Genomic DNA, 18,173 nt, shown 5'->3' on the forward strand with positions numbered 1-18,173 from the left:
CACGAATTTCATTTGTGCTTACATGGACACAAATTTCATTTGCAGATCACTGATTAAGTTTTCCAAAAATTTGGCTTCATCGCCAGTCAGATTTCCTTTGGTCTTCTGTTGCAGGACCACCAAAAGGTCGATGTTAAAGCGAGCCATATTTTTATCTTTGCTCACTTCGCCGTTTTGAGGATTTGGAGCCAGACCCATAGCCATAATCGCAGACGATGCAACAGACATAATTAGGACTGAAAAGGAGGCTTCAATTTTTTCGTTCATAAGACCCTCGTCTTTAATGTGAGTTCCCTGCTGATCCTGTCAAGTCAGATGGGGTAATAACCCATCAGCTTTTGCAAGCGGACCTCAATGGCCGGGTGGGATTTCAGGAACAGATTCTTTTGTCTAAAACCTTCCGGGTTCACCATGAAAAGGTGACTGGTGCAGGCCGGGATATCCAGAGGCTGGGTCTGAGCCAGACCCTCCATGCGCCACAAAACTTCACCCAGACGGTTGCGGCTGTCCAGAAGTTCAGAGGCCATCAGATCATTTTCAAAGAAGGATTTTTCCACCACCACAAGTTTGATGATCAGCCAGCCAATCGGGGACAGCACAGGCATAAAGAACTGAAGCTTGTAAGGGATCAGATTGTCCAGAAACTGCCCCAGACCCACGACGGAATTAGCCAGGGTGCTGCTGACGCTGAATGCGAAAGTATCCAGGCGGCGAATGTGGCAGATTTGATGGGCCACGACCGCTTCAAGTTCTTCGTCGCTTAGTTTTTGTAAAAGCCCGGCAGTGAAACCCAGCGATCCGCGTTTCCAGGAATGACCCACACAGAATGCGTTCACCGACGCATGCGGGGTGATATAGACCGCGGGTGGCGGCATGGACAGTTGGGCTGACATCTTTTGAACCTTGTCGATCAGACCCCAGGAATCCTGGCCCTTGATTCTTTGCGCATTCAGTTTCGCCAGCACGCGGCTTTCACCATAGAAGAACACGAAGAAGTTCAAAAGAACCGCAAAGAAGAAACCAATCAACAACCCCAGACGTTCCCCGAACTGATAGCCAAGTACCAGCAGGGCCAGAGAGCTTGATAGAATGAATATCCAGACTTTTGTATTGTTGTTGATCATATAAAATTAGTCCCACTAAACCCGACCCTTGGCAAGTACAGGAACGGCGCATAGTTTTTCGTCGGGATTTCACTCTAAACTTGCGTAGTTTTTAGCTTAATTGTGAAATAGAGAGGTTCATCTACTCAGGAGGCAAGAACGTGAGTGAAGTCGATATCATGGCCCTGAATGCCGCGATCAAGCAAGAGAGCCAATTCATTGATAAAATGATGGCTGAAATCAACAAGGTTGTCGTAGGGCAAAAGGAAATGGTGGAGGGCATCATGATGGGCCTTCTGACCGGTGGCCACATCCTGCTGGAAGGTGTGCCGGGCTTGGCGAAGACGCTGACCATCGCGACCGTTTCCAAATCCATTTCATTGGATTTCCAACGCATCCAGTTCACTCCGGATCTTCTGCCTACCGACTTGATTGGGACCATGATCTTCAATCCAAAATCCGGTGAATTTGCTCCGCGCAAAGGACCTATCTTCACGAACATCGTTCTGGCGGATGAGATCAACCGTGCGCCAGCGAAAGTGCAATCCGCACTGCTTGAGGCCATGGCTGAAAAACAAGTCACCATCGGGGATGAGTCTTACAAACTTTCCAGTCCCTTCCTGGTTCTGGCGACTCAGAATCCATTGGAGCAAGAGGGTACTTATCCACTTCCAGAAGCCCAGATGGACCGTTTCATGTTCAAGATCAACGTCGTTTACCCGGGTAAAGGCGAAGAGCTTGAAATCTTAAACCGCATGGGCACGAACGAAAAACCGGAAGTACAGCCGGTGATCTCGAAAGAGGATCTTTTGCGTGCGGCTCATCGTGCGGATCAGATCTATGTTGATAACAAAATCAAAAACTACATCGTGGAATTGATCATGGCGTCCCGTAAGCCGGGCGAGTACGGCTTGAGCCGTATTGCGAATCTGATCAATGTCGGTGGTTCTCCGCGTGCGACGATCAGCTTGTATCGTGCGGCGAAAGCTCATGCGTTCCTGCGTGGTCGCGGTTATGTGACTGCCGAAGACGTAAAGGCCATTGCGTACCACGTTCTGCGCCACCGTCTGATTCTGACGTACGAAGCCGAAGCTGAAAACATCAGAACTGATGACATCATCAAAGAAATCCTAAGTCAGGTCGAGGTGCCATAGTGAGTCTGCCTCCTGAGGTCTTAAAGAAAGTCAAACTGCTGGAGATCAACACAAGAAGACTTGTGAACAATCTCTTTGCCGGTGAATACCATACGGCCTTCAAAGGGCAGGGGATGACTTTTGCGGATTTCAGGGAATACGTTCCGGGCGATGATGTTCGTTCGATCTCGTGGCCGCTGACTGCGCGCACGGGGAAGCCGTACATCAAAACTTTCGAGGAAGAGCGTGAGCTGACTCTGATTCTTGCCGTGGACGTCAGTGGTTCCAGTGATTTTGGAACCGGGCCTTACTTTAAGGGTGAAGTCATGACCCACATGGCAGCGCTTTTGGCGTTTTCTGCGGTGAAGAACAACGACCAGATTGGGTTGTTGTTGTTCAGTGATCAGGTTGAGCACTTTGTTCCGCCGAAAAAGGGGCGGGGCCACGTGCACCGTCTGCTGCGTGATTTGTTCTATTATAAACCCAAAAGCCATCGCACGAAGCTTTCCTCCGGGTTCTCTTATTTGCAGGGGATCTTGAAGAAACGCGCGACGGTGTTTGTATTCAGTGATTTCATGGATCAGGGCTTTGAACAGTCCTTGCGTTTGCTGGGAAGAAAGCATGACGTCGTGGCCTGCGTGGTGAACGATGCGGCCGAGTATTCACTGCCGTCCATGGGGGTGATCGAAGTGCAAGATGCAGAGACCGGGGAAATCGTCACCGTCGACACGTCTTCGCAATCTTTCCGTGCCCAGTATGAAGAGGCCGTGGCCAAACGCAAAGATGCCCGGGATCGTCTGCTTCGCCTGGCTCAGGTGGAGCGTGTGGATGTGAAGTCCAGCGAGGATTATGTAAATCCTTTGGTGGCCTTCTTTAAGAAGAGAAGATAATGGCTTTAATTCAGTGTAAGGCAGAAATACCCGCAGTCGAGGGACTGAAAGACAACGAGCTCACCGTAGGGCGCGAGTTTCTTTTGGTGTGTGACGGGGAATTCCCGCGTGACCTTCAGCAGGAAAAACTTCATTTTGTTCTGAAGCCGGAACAGAAATACCAGATCAAGCTTCTGGGTTTTGAATTCCGTTCGCCGACATTGGCTGATATCAAGGCCACCGCGTACACGGCTGGCAATATTCCATTTGAAAACCTGCAACTTAGTGACGGCGTGCAGACGCTGGACCTGGGGCCGATTCAATACGGTGTGACTTCCGTGTTGCCGCCTCCGCCGCAAAATCCGGGTGAACAACCCGTAAAACAGGAACCTTTCGGCCCCATCGGGCCTGCCAGCATCGGTGTTCCGATGCTTTACTGGGGTATCTTGGCGGCGTTCCTGGGCGTGATTGCCTTGATTGCGATCACCAGGATTTATCGCGTGATTCAAAGACGCAATATGCTGGAGCGTCTGCGTGAACATGACTCGGCCCAAACACCGCTGCATGAATTCCATCAGAACTATCGCCGCCTTCAGCGCGCCAATCCGGTCTTCTTCGGCAAAGACGCCAAAAAAGAAGAGATCGATCAGGTGCTGGTTGAAACCCACAAGATGTTTAAGCTTTTCCTGACCCGCCAGTTCCGTGTGCCGGCGTTGGAGTGGAGCGAGCGTCTGGTGATCAAGGATATTAAAAAGTATCATCGCAACGTCTATGTCGAAGCGGGCGAAGGCCTGCTGAAGCTGTTCCATGAATACCAGCACGCGTTCGCTGATAAGCAGAACCTTTCCAGCAGCGACGTTTTGAATCTGGCCACCCACTGCCGCACTCTGGTAGAGAAGATGGAAAGGGTGTCCTCATGACCTATCATTCATTGTGGGCCCTGTGGTTCCTGCTGCCGTTGGTTTTGATTCTGATCTGGAATTTCTGGAAAAGAAAAAAGAAGACACCAACTTTGCAGTTTGGCTCGGTTGAACTGCTAAAGTCAGTGGCGCCGACCTTGCGTACCCGTTTAATGCACCTGCCGGTGATCTTAAAATCCCTGGCTTTGGTGTTTGCGATTGTCGCTTTGGCGCGTCCGCAGGAAATGAACACCAAGATCCGCAAGAATGTGGAAGGTATCGACATCGTCATCTGTCTGGACGTTTCAGATTCAATGCTGATTGAAGACATGAAGCCTTTGAACCGCCTGGAAGCGGCGAAAGAAACCATCGCCAAGTTCATCAGTGCGCGTACTTCGGATCGTATTGGTCTGGTGGTCTTTGCCGGTGAATCGTTCACCATGGTGCCACCAACGCTGGATTATCAAATGATCTTGCAGCGTGTGAATGAGATCTCAAGTGCTTCCAGTGCAAAAATCAAAGATGGAACCGCTTTGGGTGTGGCGATGGCCAATGCCGCGGGCCGTTTGAAAGATTCCCAAGCCCGCAGCCGGGTCATGATCTTCATGACGGACGGGGAGAATAACTCTGGCACCATCGACCCTGAAACGGGTCTTGAGATCGCCAAGGGTTACGGTATCAAGGTTTATTCCATCGGTATCGGTAAAGATGGTCCGACGCGCATCCCGGTGTATTCGCGCGATATCTTTGGTCAGAAGGTAAAGACTTATCAGCCGTTTGAAAGCACCGTGAACGAGGATCTGCTGGGCCGTATGGCTTCGGACACCGGTGGTAAATACTATCGCGCGACCAATGAAGGCGCCTTGCAACGGGTCTTTAGTGACATCGACACTTTGGAAAAAACCAAGATCGATGTGAACAAGTTTACGAATTACACTGAAAAGTTCCCGCCCTTCCTGATTTGGGCTTTGGTTCTTTATCTGGCCGGACTGCTTTTGGGCCGTTCCTGGTTAAGGAGGGTGCCATAATGTTCCGCTTTGAAAACCTTGCGGCATTTAATTACCTGTGGCTGATTCCGGTGATTATTATCGTGGGCTTTATCTTTGATCGTATGTCGCGAAAAAAGATGGAAGCCGCCATCGGTTCAAGACTGTATCCGTTCCTTTCAAGCTCCGTATCGCGCAAGAAGCGTTCAATCAAAACCACTTTGCAGGTTTTGGCCGTATTCTGTTTTGTGCTGGCTTTGGCTCGCCCACAAATGGGTGAATCCCAGCAGGAAGTTAAAAGTGAAGGGGTTGAGATCATCTTCGCCGTCGACGTTTCTGAAAGTATGATGGCCGAAGACGTGAAACCTTCGCGTCTGGCACAAGCTAAAGCCGAACTGAGCCGGCTGGTGGACCTGATGCCGGGAAATAAAGTGGGCATCGTGGCCTTTGCCGGTTCGGCGGCTTTGCTTTCGCCACTGACGAATGATCCGGGCGCCATCAAAATGTATCTGGAATCCCTGGAGCCAAGCTCTGTGTCCTCGCAAGGAACAAACTTCACCGAAGCTTTGAAGATTTCCAAAGAAGCTTTCGAGCGCGGTGGGGTTTCCACCGATGAAACTGTAAAAGTAACCCGCGTGATCCTGATTGCTTCTGACGGAGAAGATCACGAGCAGGGGGCCTTGGATGAAGCTAAAAAAATGGCCGGCGAAGGTGTCAGAATTTTTTCGCTGGCTTACGGGACGGAAAAAGGTGGCGCCATTCCGGTTCGCGACGGCATGGGCTTCTTAAAAGGTTATAAAAAAGACCGTCAAGGTCAGACCATTCTGACGACGGTCAAAGGCGATGCTTTGCGTGCACTGGCTGAATCCGGTCAGGGCAGCTTCTATTTCGCGACATTTGGTGGTGAGCAGACGAAGTTGCTGGTGGAAGACATCAGCAAACTTGAAAAAGCCCAGTTCGACACAACCATGGCCACCCAGTACGAAGAACGCTTCCAGACAGTTTTGATGTTTGGAATCATCATTGCTTTGCTTGAACTGTTCCTGGGTGAACGCCGCAACTCTTTCCTGTTCTGGAAAGGCCGTTACGAGGTACCACCCGCATGAAGCGCCTTGGCTGTGGTTCTTACTCGAAGCTTCGGACAGTCCTCGCTCGTGATGGGCAGGGGGTAGGTATGGCATTTCGTGGCTCGCTGTGGAACTTGCTTCGAGCAAGAACCACAGCCAAGGCTTTGTGTATTGGAATGACATTAGCAATGGTAAGTTGTGGGCCGGGCAGGCCTCATCTTAAAACTTTGGAATTGAATCGTGAGGGGAACAAGGCTCTGACGGGGCAGACTTTCCCGGGGGCTATGGAGAAGTATCTTGAAGGTCTTCATTATGATCCCTTTGTCAGTCAGCTTCATTTGAATTTGGGTTTAAGCTTTGAAGGTTTGCAGCAGGCGGAAAAAGCGCTGCAGTCTTATCGCGAGGCCGAAAAGCTTGCCTTGGCTGACAAGAATTTTGAGCTGGTGTTTATGGCGCGCTTTAATCAGGCGCAGCTTTTAGGCAAGGCCAAACAGGTGGACGAGGCTTTGGCGGTTTATCAAAAGGCGCTTGAGATCATTCCTTCTTCCAAAGAAGTAAAAACCAACATCGAGCTTCTGACCCAACAACAGCAGGGACAGGGCGGCGGTGAAGGCAAGCAGGATCAGCCGCAAAATGGTGACAAGAACCAACAGCAGCAAAATCAGGATGGAAAAGATCCCAAAGAAGGCGACAAGGATCAGGAACAAAAAGAGGGTAAAACCCCTCAGCAGTCCCAAAAGTACAAGCCTCGTCCGTTCAACGGGAAAGAGCTGACTGAAGGGGACGTGAAAAAGATCCTGGGCGAATTGAAACAGCAGGAAGAAAAAATCCGTGCTGAATACAATCGCAAAGATGTGAAGGAGCAGCCTCGTGACAAAGACTGGTAATTTCCTGTTCTTTCTAAGTTTTATTTTCTTCGGGCTTTTTGCCCAGGCCGCCGGAACGACCGTGCAGTCCACTGTGGACCGCAACGAAATGGGTATTGGTGATACGTTCACTTTGACCGTGGCCGTGACGTCCAGTGAAGACGTCGACATTCAGGACCCACGTTTGCCGGATCTGGACGGCTTTGATCTTTTGAACAACTGGCAAAGCAATGCCGTGGCTCAGAAGCTGGTCAATACATCATCCGGGATGCAGTTCCAAACCCAGCGCCGCAAAGAATTCCATTATCAGCTAAGCCCTAAAAAGACCGGCACTCTGAGCGTGGGTTCCTATGAGGTCGTGATCGGTGGCAAGGTTCACCGCACACAACCCATCGTGATCAAAGTCGGTCAGGAAAGTATGGGTGGGGGGAAACCTCCGAAGCGTCCGTCGATGGCTCCTCCGGGTTTTGATGATCCGTTTGAATCCATGGATCAGGCCGAACAAGAGATTTTTGATCAATTGTTGCGTCAGCGCCAAAGACTGTTGCAGCAGCAAGGGCAACAACCGCAACAGCAGGAAGATTATGGCGGCTATCCGAATACGACGGGCTTGCCAGAAGCCGCCTTCCGCAGTCTGCCGACGAACCCCAACGAAGCCTTCTTTATTTCTGTTGAAGTCGACAAGACCGAGGTCTTTGAAGGCGAGCAGGTCACAGTCAATTGGTACATCTACACCCGTGGTCAGATGGAAACCCTGGATCGTTTGAAGTTCCCAAGCCTGAAAGGCTACTGGAAAGAGATCATTGAAGAGGTGCCTTCTATCCAGTTCACGGAAGAGATCGTAAACGGGACCCCTTGGAAGAAAGCCCTGCTGGCTTCCCACGCCTTGTTCCCGATCAAACCGGGTACTGCGACAATTGATGAATACAAAATCAAATCCCGCGTGCGTCTGCCGACTCAAGGGTTCGGATTCTATGGCAAGCCGTATGAATACACGAAGAGCTCTGCCGCTGTTCCTGTTAAAGTAAAACCTTTGCCGGTGGAAGGGCGTCCTTCGGACTTTACCGGAGCCGTGGGGCAGTTTGAACTGCATGCTTCCGTGGAAAATCCGCAGGTTCTGGTGAATCAGCCATTCAGTCTGAAAATCCGCTTTGAAGGCGCTGGCAATGCGAAGATGATTGATCTTCCGGCCCTGAACCTGCCAACGGGGCTTGAACAGTACGACAGCAAGTCTGAATCCAAGTTCTTTAAAAACGGGCGAAGCTACAAGGAATTTGAAGTGCTGGTGATTCCTCGTCAGGAAGGCCAGATGGTTCTGCCGGGCTTGAGTGTCAGCATGTTTGATCCTCAGACCAAGAAGTACTACACACGCACGACTCAGCCGATCAATTTGACGGTTTCGAACAATCCAAATGCGCCGGTGGGTTCTTCTTCACGTATGGCGGATGCCGGTAAAAAAGCGGATGCCCCGAAAGTGGCTGAAAACCGTCTGCCAGATCCATTGATGCAGTGGCAGCCAGCGGCTGAAGCCAGCGTCCTTTATCGTCCATGGTTGTGGGCCGTATTGTATTCTGTAGCGTCTTTGTTATTGCTGGTCAGAGCACAGCGTGAATTCGGCTGGGGTCGTCGTCGTCGTACTTTGAAAGAACTGGTGCAAAAACGCTTCAAAGTTGTCGATACTGCTTTGGGTAAAACTGATTACCGCAAAGTGGGTGTGGAAATGACCAACACGTTCTACACCGTTCTGGGTGAAGTGTCCGGGACCGGCGGAGCGGCGATGGAAATTGAACGTCTGCTGGAAGTCATTCCGCCAAGTATTCGTCGTGATCACGGTGATGCTATCGCAAAAAGTTTTGAGTTCTTCCAGACCTTGAGTTTTGCTCCGGAAGAGATGCTGGGCAAAATGAAAGAAAAAGAAACCATGAAATCCCAAGTGGATCATGCTAAAAAAGTTCTGAACGCGGTGGTATCCGCGGTCGAGGAGAAATAGAAATGAAATCTTTGATTGTTACCTCATTGGCCCTGATGGCCTTACACGCAGGGGCGCAGGTCCCAGCGGTTGAACCTGGTCCTGCGCCTCAGGGCGAAGCCAAGGTGGACCTGAAATCCGCTCATCACACGAATAAAGATGTTGTGATCGGCGAACTTAAAAAGTGCCATGATCAGACCATGGCTGAAGCCAAAGCGGCCAATCAGCCGATTCCGGTGGGTAAAGTGGTTGTGGATTTCAGCTTTGATTCCGAGGGCACGGTGACGAAATTTCAGTTCAAGGAAAACCGCATTCGTCCGGCGTCGGAAGCTTTGAATTCCTGCATCGAAACATCCATTCGTCAGGCCAAATTTGAAAAGCTTCAGAACCAAAGAGCGGGGAAAGTCGTCAGTGTTTTCTATCCGTACATCTTTGAAGTTCAAAAAACCAAGAAGAAATAGTCCCTAGCGGATTTTCAGCAGCTGCCGGGGCCCCGGCAGGCTGCCTTGCCGATTTTCCGGCAGCACCCATCCCAGATCAAAATTAAGCCTGTTTCAGAGGGATAAAGCCCTGGCACCGCCGTTGCTTCATAGGTTTGTATCGAATACAAATCACCCCTGAAAGAGGTTGTTATGAAAAAGTTCACTCTCGTTCTTGCCCTGCTGACCCTGTCTTTGACCGTTAAAGCCCAAGCCCGTGAATTAGAATGCGGAATGTCTGAAGTGCGTGCCTTTAACAGTGCCGTAACACCGGATGAAAACGCATGGACCAAAGCTGACGGGCGACTGATGCGAATCACGATGAATCAGGCCCTGTTCGCCTTGTTGGGAGTTCAATATGGCGGTGATTACAGACAAACCTTTGCTTTGCCTAAGATTGAAGACATCCAGTTGAACGGTCAAAGTTACAGCTATTATATCTGTGTGCGCGGCATCTGGCCGAGTGGGGGTACAGACTCTGCAAACACCGGTTTCATGCGCCAGTATGCTGGAAACTTCAACCTGGATTCCTACAACGAAAGGATGTTGATTCGTGAAGAAGCCCTGCCAATTGAAAGATATCCGGCTTTGGCGAGCATCCTGAATCGGGATCTGGTGCAGGATAATAGCGTTCTGATGCCCACAGTGACTTTGCCGGCAGTATTAAAGAATGTTCCGACCGGGACTGAACTGAACAACATACTTGAAGTGAACGGTAATTATCCTGCTTACCAGATTGCCTGTGAAAAAGGCGGCGTGTACTTCGCGCTTGGAAAAATGCGCGAACCGGAAAACGCAAAAGAGATCATCGTCGAAGGCATGGCAGGCATTTCTTTCGGTGGTGTGACCAAAGAAGCGGCTCACATGTATGAATGTCTATAGGGCTGCGGCACCATTTGAAAGGGGTTTTTATGAAAACGATCATCCTGATGTCCCAAATTTTGATTGCTCTGACTGTGACTGCAAGCGTGCAGATCGCAAAGGCTGACGCTGATTTTGAGTGTGTGATTACTGAGATGCGGGCTTTTAAAAGCGAAACAATTCCTGACGAGCGAATGTGGGTAAAGGCTGACGGCCGCCTGATGGAGGTAAGGAATGACAACCTGACAGTTTATGCACTGATTGGATCTTCCTATGGCGGGGACGGGATCAGTAATTTTGCGATCCCCAAGCTTGAAGAACTGAACATCAATGGTTCTCATTATAGCTATTACATGTGCAAAGAAGGCGCATGGCCTGGAGAAATTGCGATGCTGGTGGGTACGGCCGGAGTGGTTCGACAAATTGCAGGTCACTTAAATGATCTGGAGATCCCGCAGGTTGTTCCGATGAATCAGGAAAAATCATTTGTCCAAAAAAGTGAAGAAGAGCTTGCTGCGAACGTGAATTCGGATCTGATTATTGAAAAATGGACTGAATCCTACAGAGAATGGGACGACAAGTACGGTGGGTACAAAGTTCGCTATCAGGATTATTCCCGGGTAGTGGTGCCGACAGTTGTCCTGCCTGACGTCCAGAGCGCAAATGCCGATCAAAAACTTTCCACAATGCTGCATGTGCAAAGTTCGGTCTGGCCGAAGGAAGATGACACTTTATGTGTAAAGGGGGCTCTGGTTTTCTCTTTGCGCAAGTTCAACAGAAGTGACTTGGTGGAACTTCCCGCGGGCTTCCCGGTCTCGGTGAATGGCGCCGCCAAAATGCTTGGTCATATTTACGAGTGTCGTTAAATAAAAAAAGCCGGATTTTCATCCGGCTTTTTTTATTGTTTGAAGAACGGCAGCGGTTCGTATTTTTTATGGCGCTGGGAAGGGGACTTGCCGCTTCCTTGCGCTGAAGCTGCACCGATGTACAAAAGCTCAGCGCCGTCTTTTTGTTCGGTTTTGAAGATCGAATAGGTTTTGTCACCCACATTCGGAGCTTTGTATTCGTCACACAAGTATCCCGAGACGACTTTTTTCTCCCCCCGTTTCCAGTCGGTGTAATCGCAGTATTTCACCATATTCAAAGCCTCCGCCACTTCTTCAGTCAATGGAGTGTACGAGGACTCAGACACAGTCAAATCAACATCAGTCCCGGCCGTGGCGGGGGTATACTGGATTTCAAAAGCCAGATAGGCCTGCTTGCATGCATCTTCTTCATAAGCCAGATGGGTCAAAATCCACTGGTTTTCAGAAACCTGCAGATGCGTGGTCAGCGCATCGCCCTCGTCCATGTAACAAGGTCGTTCATAAAGAGCCGCCTGCGGAGCCGCCCATACCAATTGTGTCAGCAGTAAAAATAGATGCGTCATCCCCCTAGACTATCGAACAGAGCTTCGTTGCCAACAGAAATCAGAGTGGCTGGTGCAGAATGGCAGAGCAAAAGACCTTGGGCTCCCTTGCGCTAGGGGGGATAATCAGAGGCAAAGAAGGAGGTGGTTATGACAACTCCCGATTTCTCTCCGTTTCGCCATATGAACGATATCGAGGGTCTTGAGCCCGAAGGCATCTTTGTCGACGCCAAAACCGGAGAGCCGATCCTGCTTCGGGCCGACAATGACTATTGGGTGAATCCTTTTGCCTTAAAATTCATTCCGGTCCGCGACCTTTCCCAAAACGGTTATCAGGATTACGTCGAGCTTTTTGAAACCGACGAGGAAGAAGCCGAACGGGAGGCCGGCGGCGCCAAAGAAGCCGGGGCTCCGGGCTACTAGCTTGCCTTGGAACCCGCGGATGAACCGCGCTCTTCCAAGAGGCGCAGGATCTCGTCGGATACCGTGTCCTGGATAATTCGTTTGGTCGCTTCGGCCTGTTTTTTTGCGTACTCGGCCCGCTGCGCTTCCATCAGCTTATTGCGATGGAAAAGGTAGCGACCCATCATGGTTTTAATATTTTCCACAGTGACGGTTGAATTGAGTAAGTCCTCAGTGAAACCACTCATGCTTCTTTGTTGGGCCTCGAGGGCTTTTTCTAAAACGTTTGAAAAGAACTCATGGAAGGACTTATGGTGATAAAGATCCAGATCGATAAGATCATAGGCAATGAGTGCCTCCAGATATTCCTCTTTTGTTCGAAGTAGCAGGTCCTCGTCGATGCCTTTTGGCGCGGCATTGGTTTTCATTTTCACAAGTTCATTGTATAAGCCAGCGCAATATGACCAACGGCGACCGAAGATGGCGTCTAAACTCCAATAAACACCAATGGGCGCAAGGACCATTGAAAGAAAGCCGGAAGACAGCGATCCTTCTTTTGTGATTAGCGCTGATCGGACCGTCTCCAAAAAGGTCTTGTCGATGGCGAATGAAACCAGAAGGGCGATCAGGGCCAGAAAAGGAGTTCCGGCAATGACGGTGATCCAGAAGGCGCGCAGAAGTTCGAGGAACCGGCGGGGAAGTCGCTGATTCAGAAAATTCACATCCAGAAATACAATTTGGGTTCTTTCCTTTTTTCGGATCCGTAGAAGATCCTCACGGGAGAACTTTGGCGCGCGATAACCATCCAGCTTAAATGACGTCATATCAGATTTATCGGATGGACAAATAAAATCTTGATTACCTTAGTCTGGCGGCCCTTTTTGTCTAAGAATGATACGCCGCAAAGCAGTTTCAATGAGTTTTCAATGAACGGATGGATGGCAGGCTTTCTTGCTCTTTCGGTCTATGTCCTTTAAGCATGGGGCCGTTTTCCTAAGGAGGAATCAAAATGCGTATTCTTTTGGCGACTTTGACTTTGTTGGCATCTTCAGCGGCCTTTGCCGGTAACCTTTGCACTAAATGGGAACACAGCGACCGTTATACAGCGGCGATCAAGGTTGTGGCGGCTCAAGAGGACTTCTCTTACGACGAGCTTTGTACATTCGAAAGAATTCTGGACATTGAAGCGCAACCATCCCGCGTGATCACACCAAAAGGGGACGTGATTCCTCACGTGCGCATCCAGTTGCACATGGCTTACGAAAGCTGCCTGTACATGGTTCGTGACTCTGACAAAGTGATCACGTCCCAGCGCTGCTATTCTGGCTGGTAATATTTAGGCGCTTTCAAGTTTGACGTTGTACTTGAAGCCTTCAGCATAAAGGGCGTCCCGAAGAGCCAGTGTAACAAGCGCGATTTCGGGATAGCCCATTTTTTTTGCGATTTTCGCTGCCCTTCCCGGGGAGGGGATTCTGCGGCCCTTTTCCAGATCACAAAGACTTTGTACCGACATCCCCAGTTTCTTTGCGAATTGGGTCTGAGAAAGCTCGTTAGAAGTTCTCCATGAGACCAGCAGGCTTGCCACAGAAAGACGGCCGTATTTAGCCTCCATCATTTCAAGAGCGTCGGATCCCTTTTTAGTACTCATGTTTGTGACCCTCCAAAAGTTCAATGTGGATCTGCTTTTCAAGCACTCGATATATAAGTCGATAAGAGCGACTAAGTCTAATTGACCGTTGCCCGGTTCGGCTGCCCTTTTTACGTCAAATCGACGTAAAAAGCAAGTTGCATGGAAGTTATTGCAGGGTACGGTCCCGTAATGAGTTTGAATGAGGCCCTATATTTGTATTAGAAGGGACGAGGCGCGGATTACTCGAGAAATTGAGCAATAAACCGAGGAACCTCCGTGGAGGCCGGGCCGACATAGTGCTCGTCAAACGCGGGGGAGATCTCGGTGTCCTTTAGATTGATTTCTATCTTTCTGGCTTTCCACGCAAGACGTACAAAGCCCGCCGCCGGGTAGACATTCCCACTGGTTCCAATCGAGATAAAATAATCCGCCTTGTCCAGGGCTGCATAGATTTCTTCCATATAGTGGGGCATCTCGCCAAACCAGACAATGTCGGGGCGAACTCCGCCTTGGCGCCCACACTGCGGGCAGGGTTGATCCACCGCCAGATCCAGCAGCCACTCAAAATGCTCGTCACAATGCAGGCAAAACACGCGATCCAGGCGCCCGTGCATGTGCAGCAGGTTTTTTGAGCCTGCGCGTCGGTGAAGGTTGTCGACGTTCTGGGTGACCAGCAGGAAGTTTCCCTCCCGAAGGTTTTCCAGTTCGACCAGGGCTTGGTGGGCGGGATTTGGGGTCAGGTTTGGCTCTTTCAGTTGAGCCCTTCTCAGATTGTAAAAGCGCTGAACCAAAGACGGGTTTCGAGCAAAAGCTTCAGGTGTTGCCACGTCTTCAATTCGGTGATCTTCCCACAGACCATTCTGGTCCCGGAACGTGCGAATTCCGCTCTCGGCCGAGATGCCGGCACCAGTGAGGATGACGATGTTCTTAAATAGTCTTAAGTCCATTATGCCTCGCGCAATTCAGGCCATGGGGACGGTCCCGAGAATGAATCCCAACCCCGCATTTTGTTTGAGATTTCAACTGATTTTCATTAGGATGGGGCGTTCTTAAAAGAAAGGCAATTACAATGGCTTCGAAAATCGAAACTTCACCTGAAATGGTGCAGAACGTATACAAGAAGACAGCTGAAAGATTGGCTGTTGTTCGCAATCGCTTGAACCGCCCTTTGACATTGGCGGAGAAAATTTTGTTCGGTCACTTGGATGATCCACAGAACCAGGAATTGGTTCGTGGCGAAAGCTTCCTGCTTCTAAGACCAGACCGCGTGGCGATGCAAGATGCGACAGCGCAGATGGCTTTGTTGCAATTCATGCTGGCAGGTAAAGATGAAGCGGCTGTTCCTTCCACAGTACACTGCGATCACTTGATCCAGGCTTACAAAGGTGCCGGCGCAGATATGACTGTTGCCAATGCAACCAACAAAGAAGTTTATGACTTCCTGGCAACGGCTTCTTCCCGTTACAACATCGGCTTCTGGAAACCAGGCGCTGGTATCATTCACCAGGTAATCCTTGAAAACTACGCGTTCCCAGGTGGCTTGATGATCGGTACGGACTCTCACACTCCGAATGCGGGTGGTTTGGGTATGTGTGCTGTGGGTGTTGGTGGTTCTGATGCTTCTGACGTGATGGTGGGTCTGCCTTGGGAAGTTAAAAATCCTAAGCTGATCGGTGTTCACCTGAAAGGCAAACTGGGCGGTTGGGCGTCTGCTAAAGACGTGATCCTGAAACTGTGCGGAATGCTGACTGTAAAAGGTGGTACGGATAAAGTTGTAGAGTACTTCGGTGAAGGCACGTCCTCCATCTCTTGTACTGGTAAAGCAACTATCACCAACATGGGTGCTGAGCTGGGTGCTACCTGCTCTGTATTCCCATACGATGAGCGCATGGGCGCTTACCTGAAATCCACAGGTCGTGATCAATTGGCGTCCATCGCTGACGGTCACAAAGACATCCTGTCTGCAGATGCGGACGTGGTGGCAAACCCAGGCAAATACTTCGACGAAGTTTACGAAATCGACTTGTCTGCTTTGGAACCACACCTGGTGGGTCCTCACACTCCAGACTTGGCTCGTCCAATCTCTGCACTTAAAAAAGAAGTGGCTGAGAAAGGCTACACAGTTAAGATTTCCTCTGCTTTGATCGGTTCCTGCACGAATTCTTCCTATGAAGATATCGGTCGCGCGGCTTTCGTGGCGAAACAAGCTATGGAAGTGGGCGTGAAAATGACGTCTCCGTTCCTGGTATCTCCGGGTTCCACTCAGATTCAGAACACGATTGAGCGTGACGGCCAGATGGCGACGTTCAATGAAGTGGGCGCGACTGTTCTTGCGAATGCGTGCGGTCCTTGTATCGGTCAGTGGAAACGTGACGACATCAAGTCTGGCGAGAAAAACACGATCGTAACTTCCTTCAACCGTAACTTCCGTGCACGTAACGATGCGAACCCAGAGACTCTGGCGTTCATCGCTTCTCCTGAGATTGTTATGGCTTTGGGTCTTGCAGGTCGTTTGGACTTCAACCCGGCAACTGACGAGCTGGAAGGTCCAAAAGGCAAAATCAAACTTCAGGCGCCAGTGGCCCCGGAATTGCCGGCTAAAGGCTTCATCGCGGACACTGAAGGCTATCAGAAACCAGCAGGTGCAACCGCTCAAGTGGCAGTGAATCCTTCTTCTGATCGTTTGCAGCTTCTTTCCCCGTTCACTAAATGGGATGGCAAAGATTTCGTTGATCAATTGGTTCTTGCGAAAGCAAAAGGCAAGTGCACGACGGATCATATCTCTCCGGGTGGTAAATGGTTGAACTACCGTGGTCACTTGGACAACATCTCCAACAACATGTTGTTGGGTGCGGATAACGCGTTCACAGGTGAAATCGGTAAAGGTAAAAACCAACTGACTGGTGAAACAGCAGAATTCGCTCAGGTGGCACGTGCTTACCAGAAAGCGGGTAAAGGCTGGGTTATCGTTGGTGACGAAAACTACGGTGAAGGTTCTTCCCGTGAGCACGCGGCAATGTGCCCAAGACACTTGGGTGCTTCTGCAGTTATCACGAAATCCTTCGCTCGTATCCACGAGACGAACCTGAAAAAACAAGGTGTGCTGGCTTTGACTTTTGTTAATCCAAAAGATTACGACAAAGTTCAGGAAGCAGACCGTTTGTCCCTGGTTGATCTGAACGATCTTGCTCCAGGTAAAAACGTGAAAGCAAACATCAAGCACGCTGATGGTTCTACAGAGACTATCGAGCTTAAGCACACTTACAACGCAGAACAGTTGAAATGGTTCCGCGCGGGAAGTGCGTTGAACTTGATCCGCGGTCTGTAAGATCCGGCTTGAATTCAAAAAAACAAAACCCCTGGTGTTTTACATCAGGGGTTTTTTATTTTCGGCATCAATCAATATCAAAACTCAGCTGATTGGTCGGGCGTTTGAAGCTTGCCGACGACAGATGAAACTCTTCTTTGTTCAAGCTCCATTTGCGGCAATAGATTTCAAACATCTGCTCCAGATGATCAGCCCGGGCGCCTTCACCTCGCATGCGCGAACCAAAGTTGGGATCATTCAGGCGGCCACCACGGATGTCCTTCGCCGCATTGAGCACCTTGTCTTTTTTTAACGGTTCATGCACTTCCAGCCATTCTGAAAAAATCGGCAGCACCGTCGATGGCAGGCGCAGGGGAGTGTAACCGGCAAATTTCGCCCCGGCTTCTTTCGCGCGCTTTAAAATCATCGGCATTTCATGATCGGTCAGTCCGGGAATACATGGGGCCACGTTCACCCCCACCGGGATGCCCGCTGCTGCCAGAGTTTCAATGGCTTTCAGGCGCGCTTCCGGACGTGATGTGCGTGGCTCCAATTTCGCTGCCAAATCCGCATTCAGAGAAGTCACAGAAATGTAAATCAGAACTCCGTCATACTTGGCCATGTCAGTAAAAATATCCAGATCCCGGGTGATCAGCGCATTTTTGGTGATCAATGAAGCCGGGTTTTTGAATTCGGCCAAGACCTGCAGACATCCACGGGTCAGCTGCATTTTTCTTTCCAGCGGCTGATAACAGTCCGTGATTCCGCTCATCATGATGACATCGCCCTTCCACGAGGGCTTCATCAAAGCCTCGCGCAAAAGCTGGGGGCCTTCTTCTTTCACATAGATTTTGGATTCAAAATCAAGGCCTGGAGAATGCCCCAGATATTCGTGTGAAGGACGGGCATAGCAGTACGAGCAGCCGTGCTCACACCCACGATAAGAGTTGATGGAATATGTGAAGCCAATATCCGGGCTTTTATTCTGGGAAATGATAGTGCGCGAGCTGTCCTTCAGGATTTCTGTGCGCAGCAGGGGCTTTTCTTCGTCCTGATAATTGTCGAAGTCCTCTTCGGTCGGTTCATAGGTCAGTGAATCATAGCGATTTGAAAAATTGCTACTGGCCCCGCGCCCCTTGATGTCTTTGCGAAATTCCCGGCTCATGGGCGCGAGTATGGCACAGCCAAAGTGGA

At 50.1% G+C, this 18,173-nt stretch carries 20 protein-coding genes; 13 read left to right on the forward strand and 7 right to left on the reverse strand.

What is annotated here, in order from left to right; genetic code table 11:
- Positions 1-18 precede the first annotated feature (18 nt).
- Entirely contained in the window at positions 19-267 is a 249-nt protein-coding gene (locus AC04MQ_RS08470; protein WP_011165185.1) for a DUF1844 domain-containing protein, read from the reverse strand.
- Positions 268-311: 44 nt separating this feature from the next.
- Positions 312-1,124 carry a M48 family metalloprotease gene (locus AC04MQ_RS08475; protein ID WP_015091835.1) on the reverse strand — a complete coding sequence of 271 codons (813 nt, stop codon included), beginning with the start codon at positions 1,122-1,124 and terminating at the stop codon, positions 312-314.
- Between the two features lie 158 nt (positions 1,125-1,282).
- Between AC04MQ_RS08475 and AC04MQ_RS08480 the strand changes: the two genes are divergently transcribed.
- The 10 genes from AC04MQ_RS08480 to AC04MQ_RS08525 all read left to right on the forward strand — a co-directional run bounded on the left by AC04MQ_RS08480 (position 1,283) and on the right by AC04MQ_RS08525 (position 11,098).
- On the forward strand, positions 1,283-2,257 hold the full coding sequence (locus AC04MQ_RS08480) for an AAA family ATPase (protein ID WP_038451994.1): 975 nt from the start codon (positions 1,283-1,285) through the stop codon (positions 2,255-2,257).
- Complete coding sequence (locus tag AC04MQ_RS08485; RefSeq protein ID WP_015091833.1) at positions 2,257-3,126, forward strand: DUF58 domain-containing protein; 870 nt, start codon at positions 2,257-2,259, stop codon at positions 3,124-3,126. The genes AC04MQ_RS08480 and AC04MQ_RS08485 overlap by 1 nt, the downstream gene beginning before the upstream one ends.
- Positions 3,126-4,025: a hypothetical protein gene (locus AC04MQ_RS08490; protein WP_475391833.1), complete on the forward strand. Its 900-nt coding sequence runs from the start codon at positions 3,126-3,128 to the stop codon at positions 4,023-4,025. The genes AC04MQ_RS08485 and AC04MQ_RS08490 overlap by 1 nt, the downstream gene beginning before the upstream one ends.
- The gene (locus AC04MQ_RS08495) at positions 4,022-5,032 is read left to right on the forward strand and encodes a vWA domain-containing protein (RefSeq protein WP_015091831.1); all 1,011 of its coding nucleotides are present in this window, start codon (positions 4,022-4,024) and stop codon (positions 5,030-5,032) included. The genes AC04MQ_RS08490 and AC04MQ_RS08495 overlap by 4 nt, the downstream gene beginning before the upstream one ends.
- Complete coding sequence (locus AC04MQ_RS08500; RefSeq protein WP_475391834.1) at positions 5,032-6,096, forward strand: vWA domain-containing protein; 1,065 nt, start codon at positions 5,032-5,034, stop codon at positions 6,094-6,096. Before AC04MQ_RS08495 ends, AC04MQ_RS08500 begins: the two co-directional genes overlap by 1 nt.
- A 245-nt stretch (positions 6,097-6,341) precedes the next feature.
- Complete coding sequence (locus tag AC04MQ_RS08505) at positions 6,342-6,944, forward strand: tetratricopeptide repeat protein (protein ID WP_475391835.1); 603 nt, start codon at positions 6,342-6,344, stop codon at positions 6,942-6,944.
- Positions 6,928-8,913: a BatD family protein gene (locus AC04MQ_RS08510; RefSeq protein WP_475391836.1), complete on the forward strand. Its 1,986-nt coding sequence runs from the start codon at positions 6,928-6,930 to the stop codon at positions 8,911-8,913. Before AC04MQ_RS08505 ends, AC04MQ_RS08510 begins: the two co-directional genes overlap by 17 nt.
- A gap of 2 nt (positions 8,914-8,915) precedes the next feature.
- Positions 8,916-9,353 (forward strand): hypothetical protein, encoded by a 438-nt coding sequence (locus AC04MQ_RS08515; protein WP_475391837.1) that lies wholly within the window; start codon positions 8,916-8,918, stop codon positions 9,351-9,353.
- A gap of 171 nt (positions 9,354-9,524) precedes the next feature.
- A complete protein-coding gene (locus AC04MQ_RS08520) occupies positions 9,525-10,253 on the forward strand; it encodes a tail fiber protein (RefSeq protein WP_015091826.1) in 729 nt (242 codons plus the stop codon).
- 29 nt (positions 10,254-10,282) lie between these two features.
- Entirely contained in the window at positions 10,283-11,098 is an 816-nt protein-coding gene (locus AC04MQ_RS08525) for a tail fiber protein (RefSeq protein ID WP_475391838.1), read from the forward strand.
- Positions 11,099-11,130: 32 nt separating this feature from the next.
- On the opposite strand, the gene AC04MQ_RS08530 is transcribed toward AC04MQ_RS08525, so the two are convergent.
- On the reverse strand, positions 11,131-11,661 hold the full coding sequence (locus tag AC04MQ_RS08530; protein ID WP_475391839.1) for a hypothetical protein: 531 nt from the start codon (positions 11,659-11,661) through the stop codon (positions 11,131-11,133).
- A 129-nt stretch (positions 11,662-11,790) separates the two neighbouring features.
- Here AC04MQ_RS08530 and AC04MQ_RS08535 point away from each other — a divergent pair, with 129 nt between their 5' ends.
- Positions 11,791-12,063, forward strand: coding sequence for a peptide methionine sulfoxide reductase (locus AC04MQ_RS08535; RefSeq protein ID WP_041577875.1), 273 nt, complete (start codon positions 11,791-11,793; stop codon positions 12,061-12,063).
- On the opposite strand, the gene AC04MQ_RS08540 is transcribed toward AC04MQ_RS08535, so the two are convergent.
- Complete coding sequence (locus AC04MQ_RS08540) at positions 12,060-12,866, reverse strand: hypothetical protein (protein WP_475391840.1); 807 nt, start codon at positions 12,864-12,866, stop codon at positions 12,060-12,062. The genes AC04MQ_RS08535 and AC04MQ_RS08540 overlap by 4 nt on opposite strands.
- Before the next feature lie 185 nt (positions 12,867-13,051).
- Here AC04MQ_RS08540 and AC04MQ_RS08545 point away from each other — a divergent pair, with 185 nt between their 5' ends.
- Positions 13,052-13,375, forward strand: a complete 324-nt coding sequence (locus AC04MQ_RS08545; protein ID WP_015091821.1) for a hypothetical protein — start codon at positions 13,052-13,054, stop codon at positions 13,373-13,375.
- 3 nt (positions 13,376-13,378) lie between these two features.
- Here the strand turns inward: AC04MQ_RS08545 and AC04MQ_RS08550 are convergent, their stop codons facing one another.
- Positions 13,379-13,690 (reverse strand): helix-turn-helix transcriptional regulator, encoded by a 312-nt coding sequence (locus AC04MQ_RS08550; RefSeq protein ID WP_475391841.1) that lies wholly within the window; start codon positions 13,688-13,690, stop codon positions 13,379-13,381.
- 221 nt (positions 13,691-13,911) lie between these two features.
- Entirely contained in the window at positions 13,912-14,619 is a 708-nt protein-coding gene (locus AC04MQ_RS08555) for an NAD-dependent deacylase (RefSeq protein WP_475391843.1), read from the reverse strand.
- A gap of 122 nt (positions 14,620-14,741) precedes the next feature.
- Between AC04MQ_RS08555 and AC04MQ_RS08560 the strand changes: the two genes are divergently transcribed.
- Complete coding sequence (locus tag AC04MQ_RS08560; RefSeq protein ID WP_015091818.1) at positions 14,742-17,000, forward strand: aconitate hydratase; 2,259 nt, start codon at positions 14,742-14,744, stop codon at positions 16,998-17,000.
- Positions 17,001-17,067: 67 nt separating this feature from the next.
- Here AC04MQ_RS08560 and AC04MQ_RS08565 read toward each other — a convergent pair whose 3' ends face one another.
- Positions 17,068-18,144, reverse strand: a complete 1,077-nt coding sequence (locus AC04MQ_RS08565) for a PA0069 family radical SAM protein (protein WP_475391844.1) — start codon at positions 18,142-18,144, stop codon at positions 17,068-17,070.
- Positions 18,145-18,173 lie beyond the last annotated feature (29 nt).

Source organism: Bdellovibrio sp. MYbb2 (assembly GCF_056175685.1).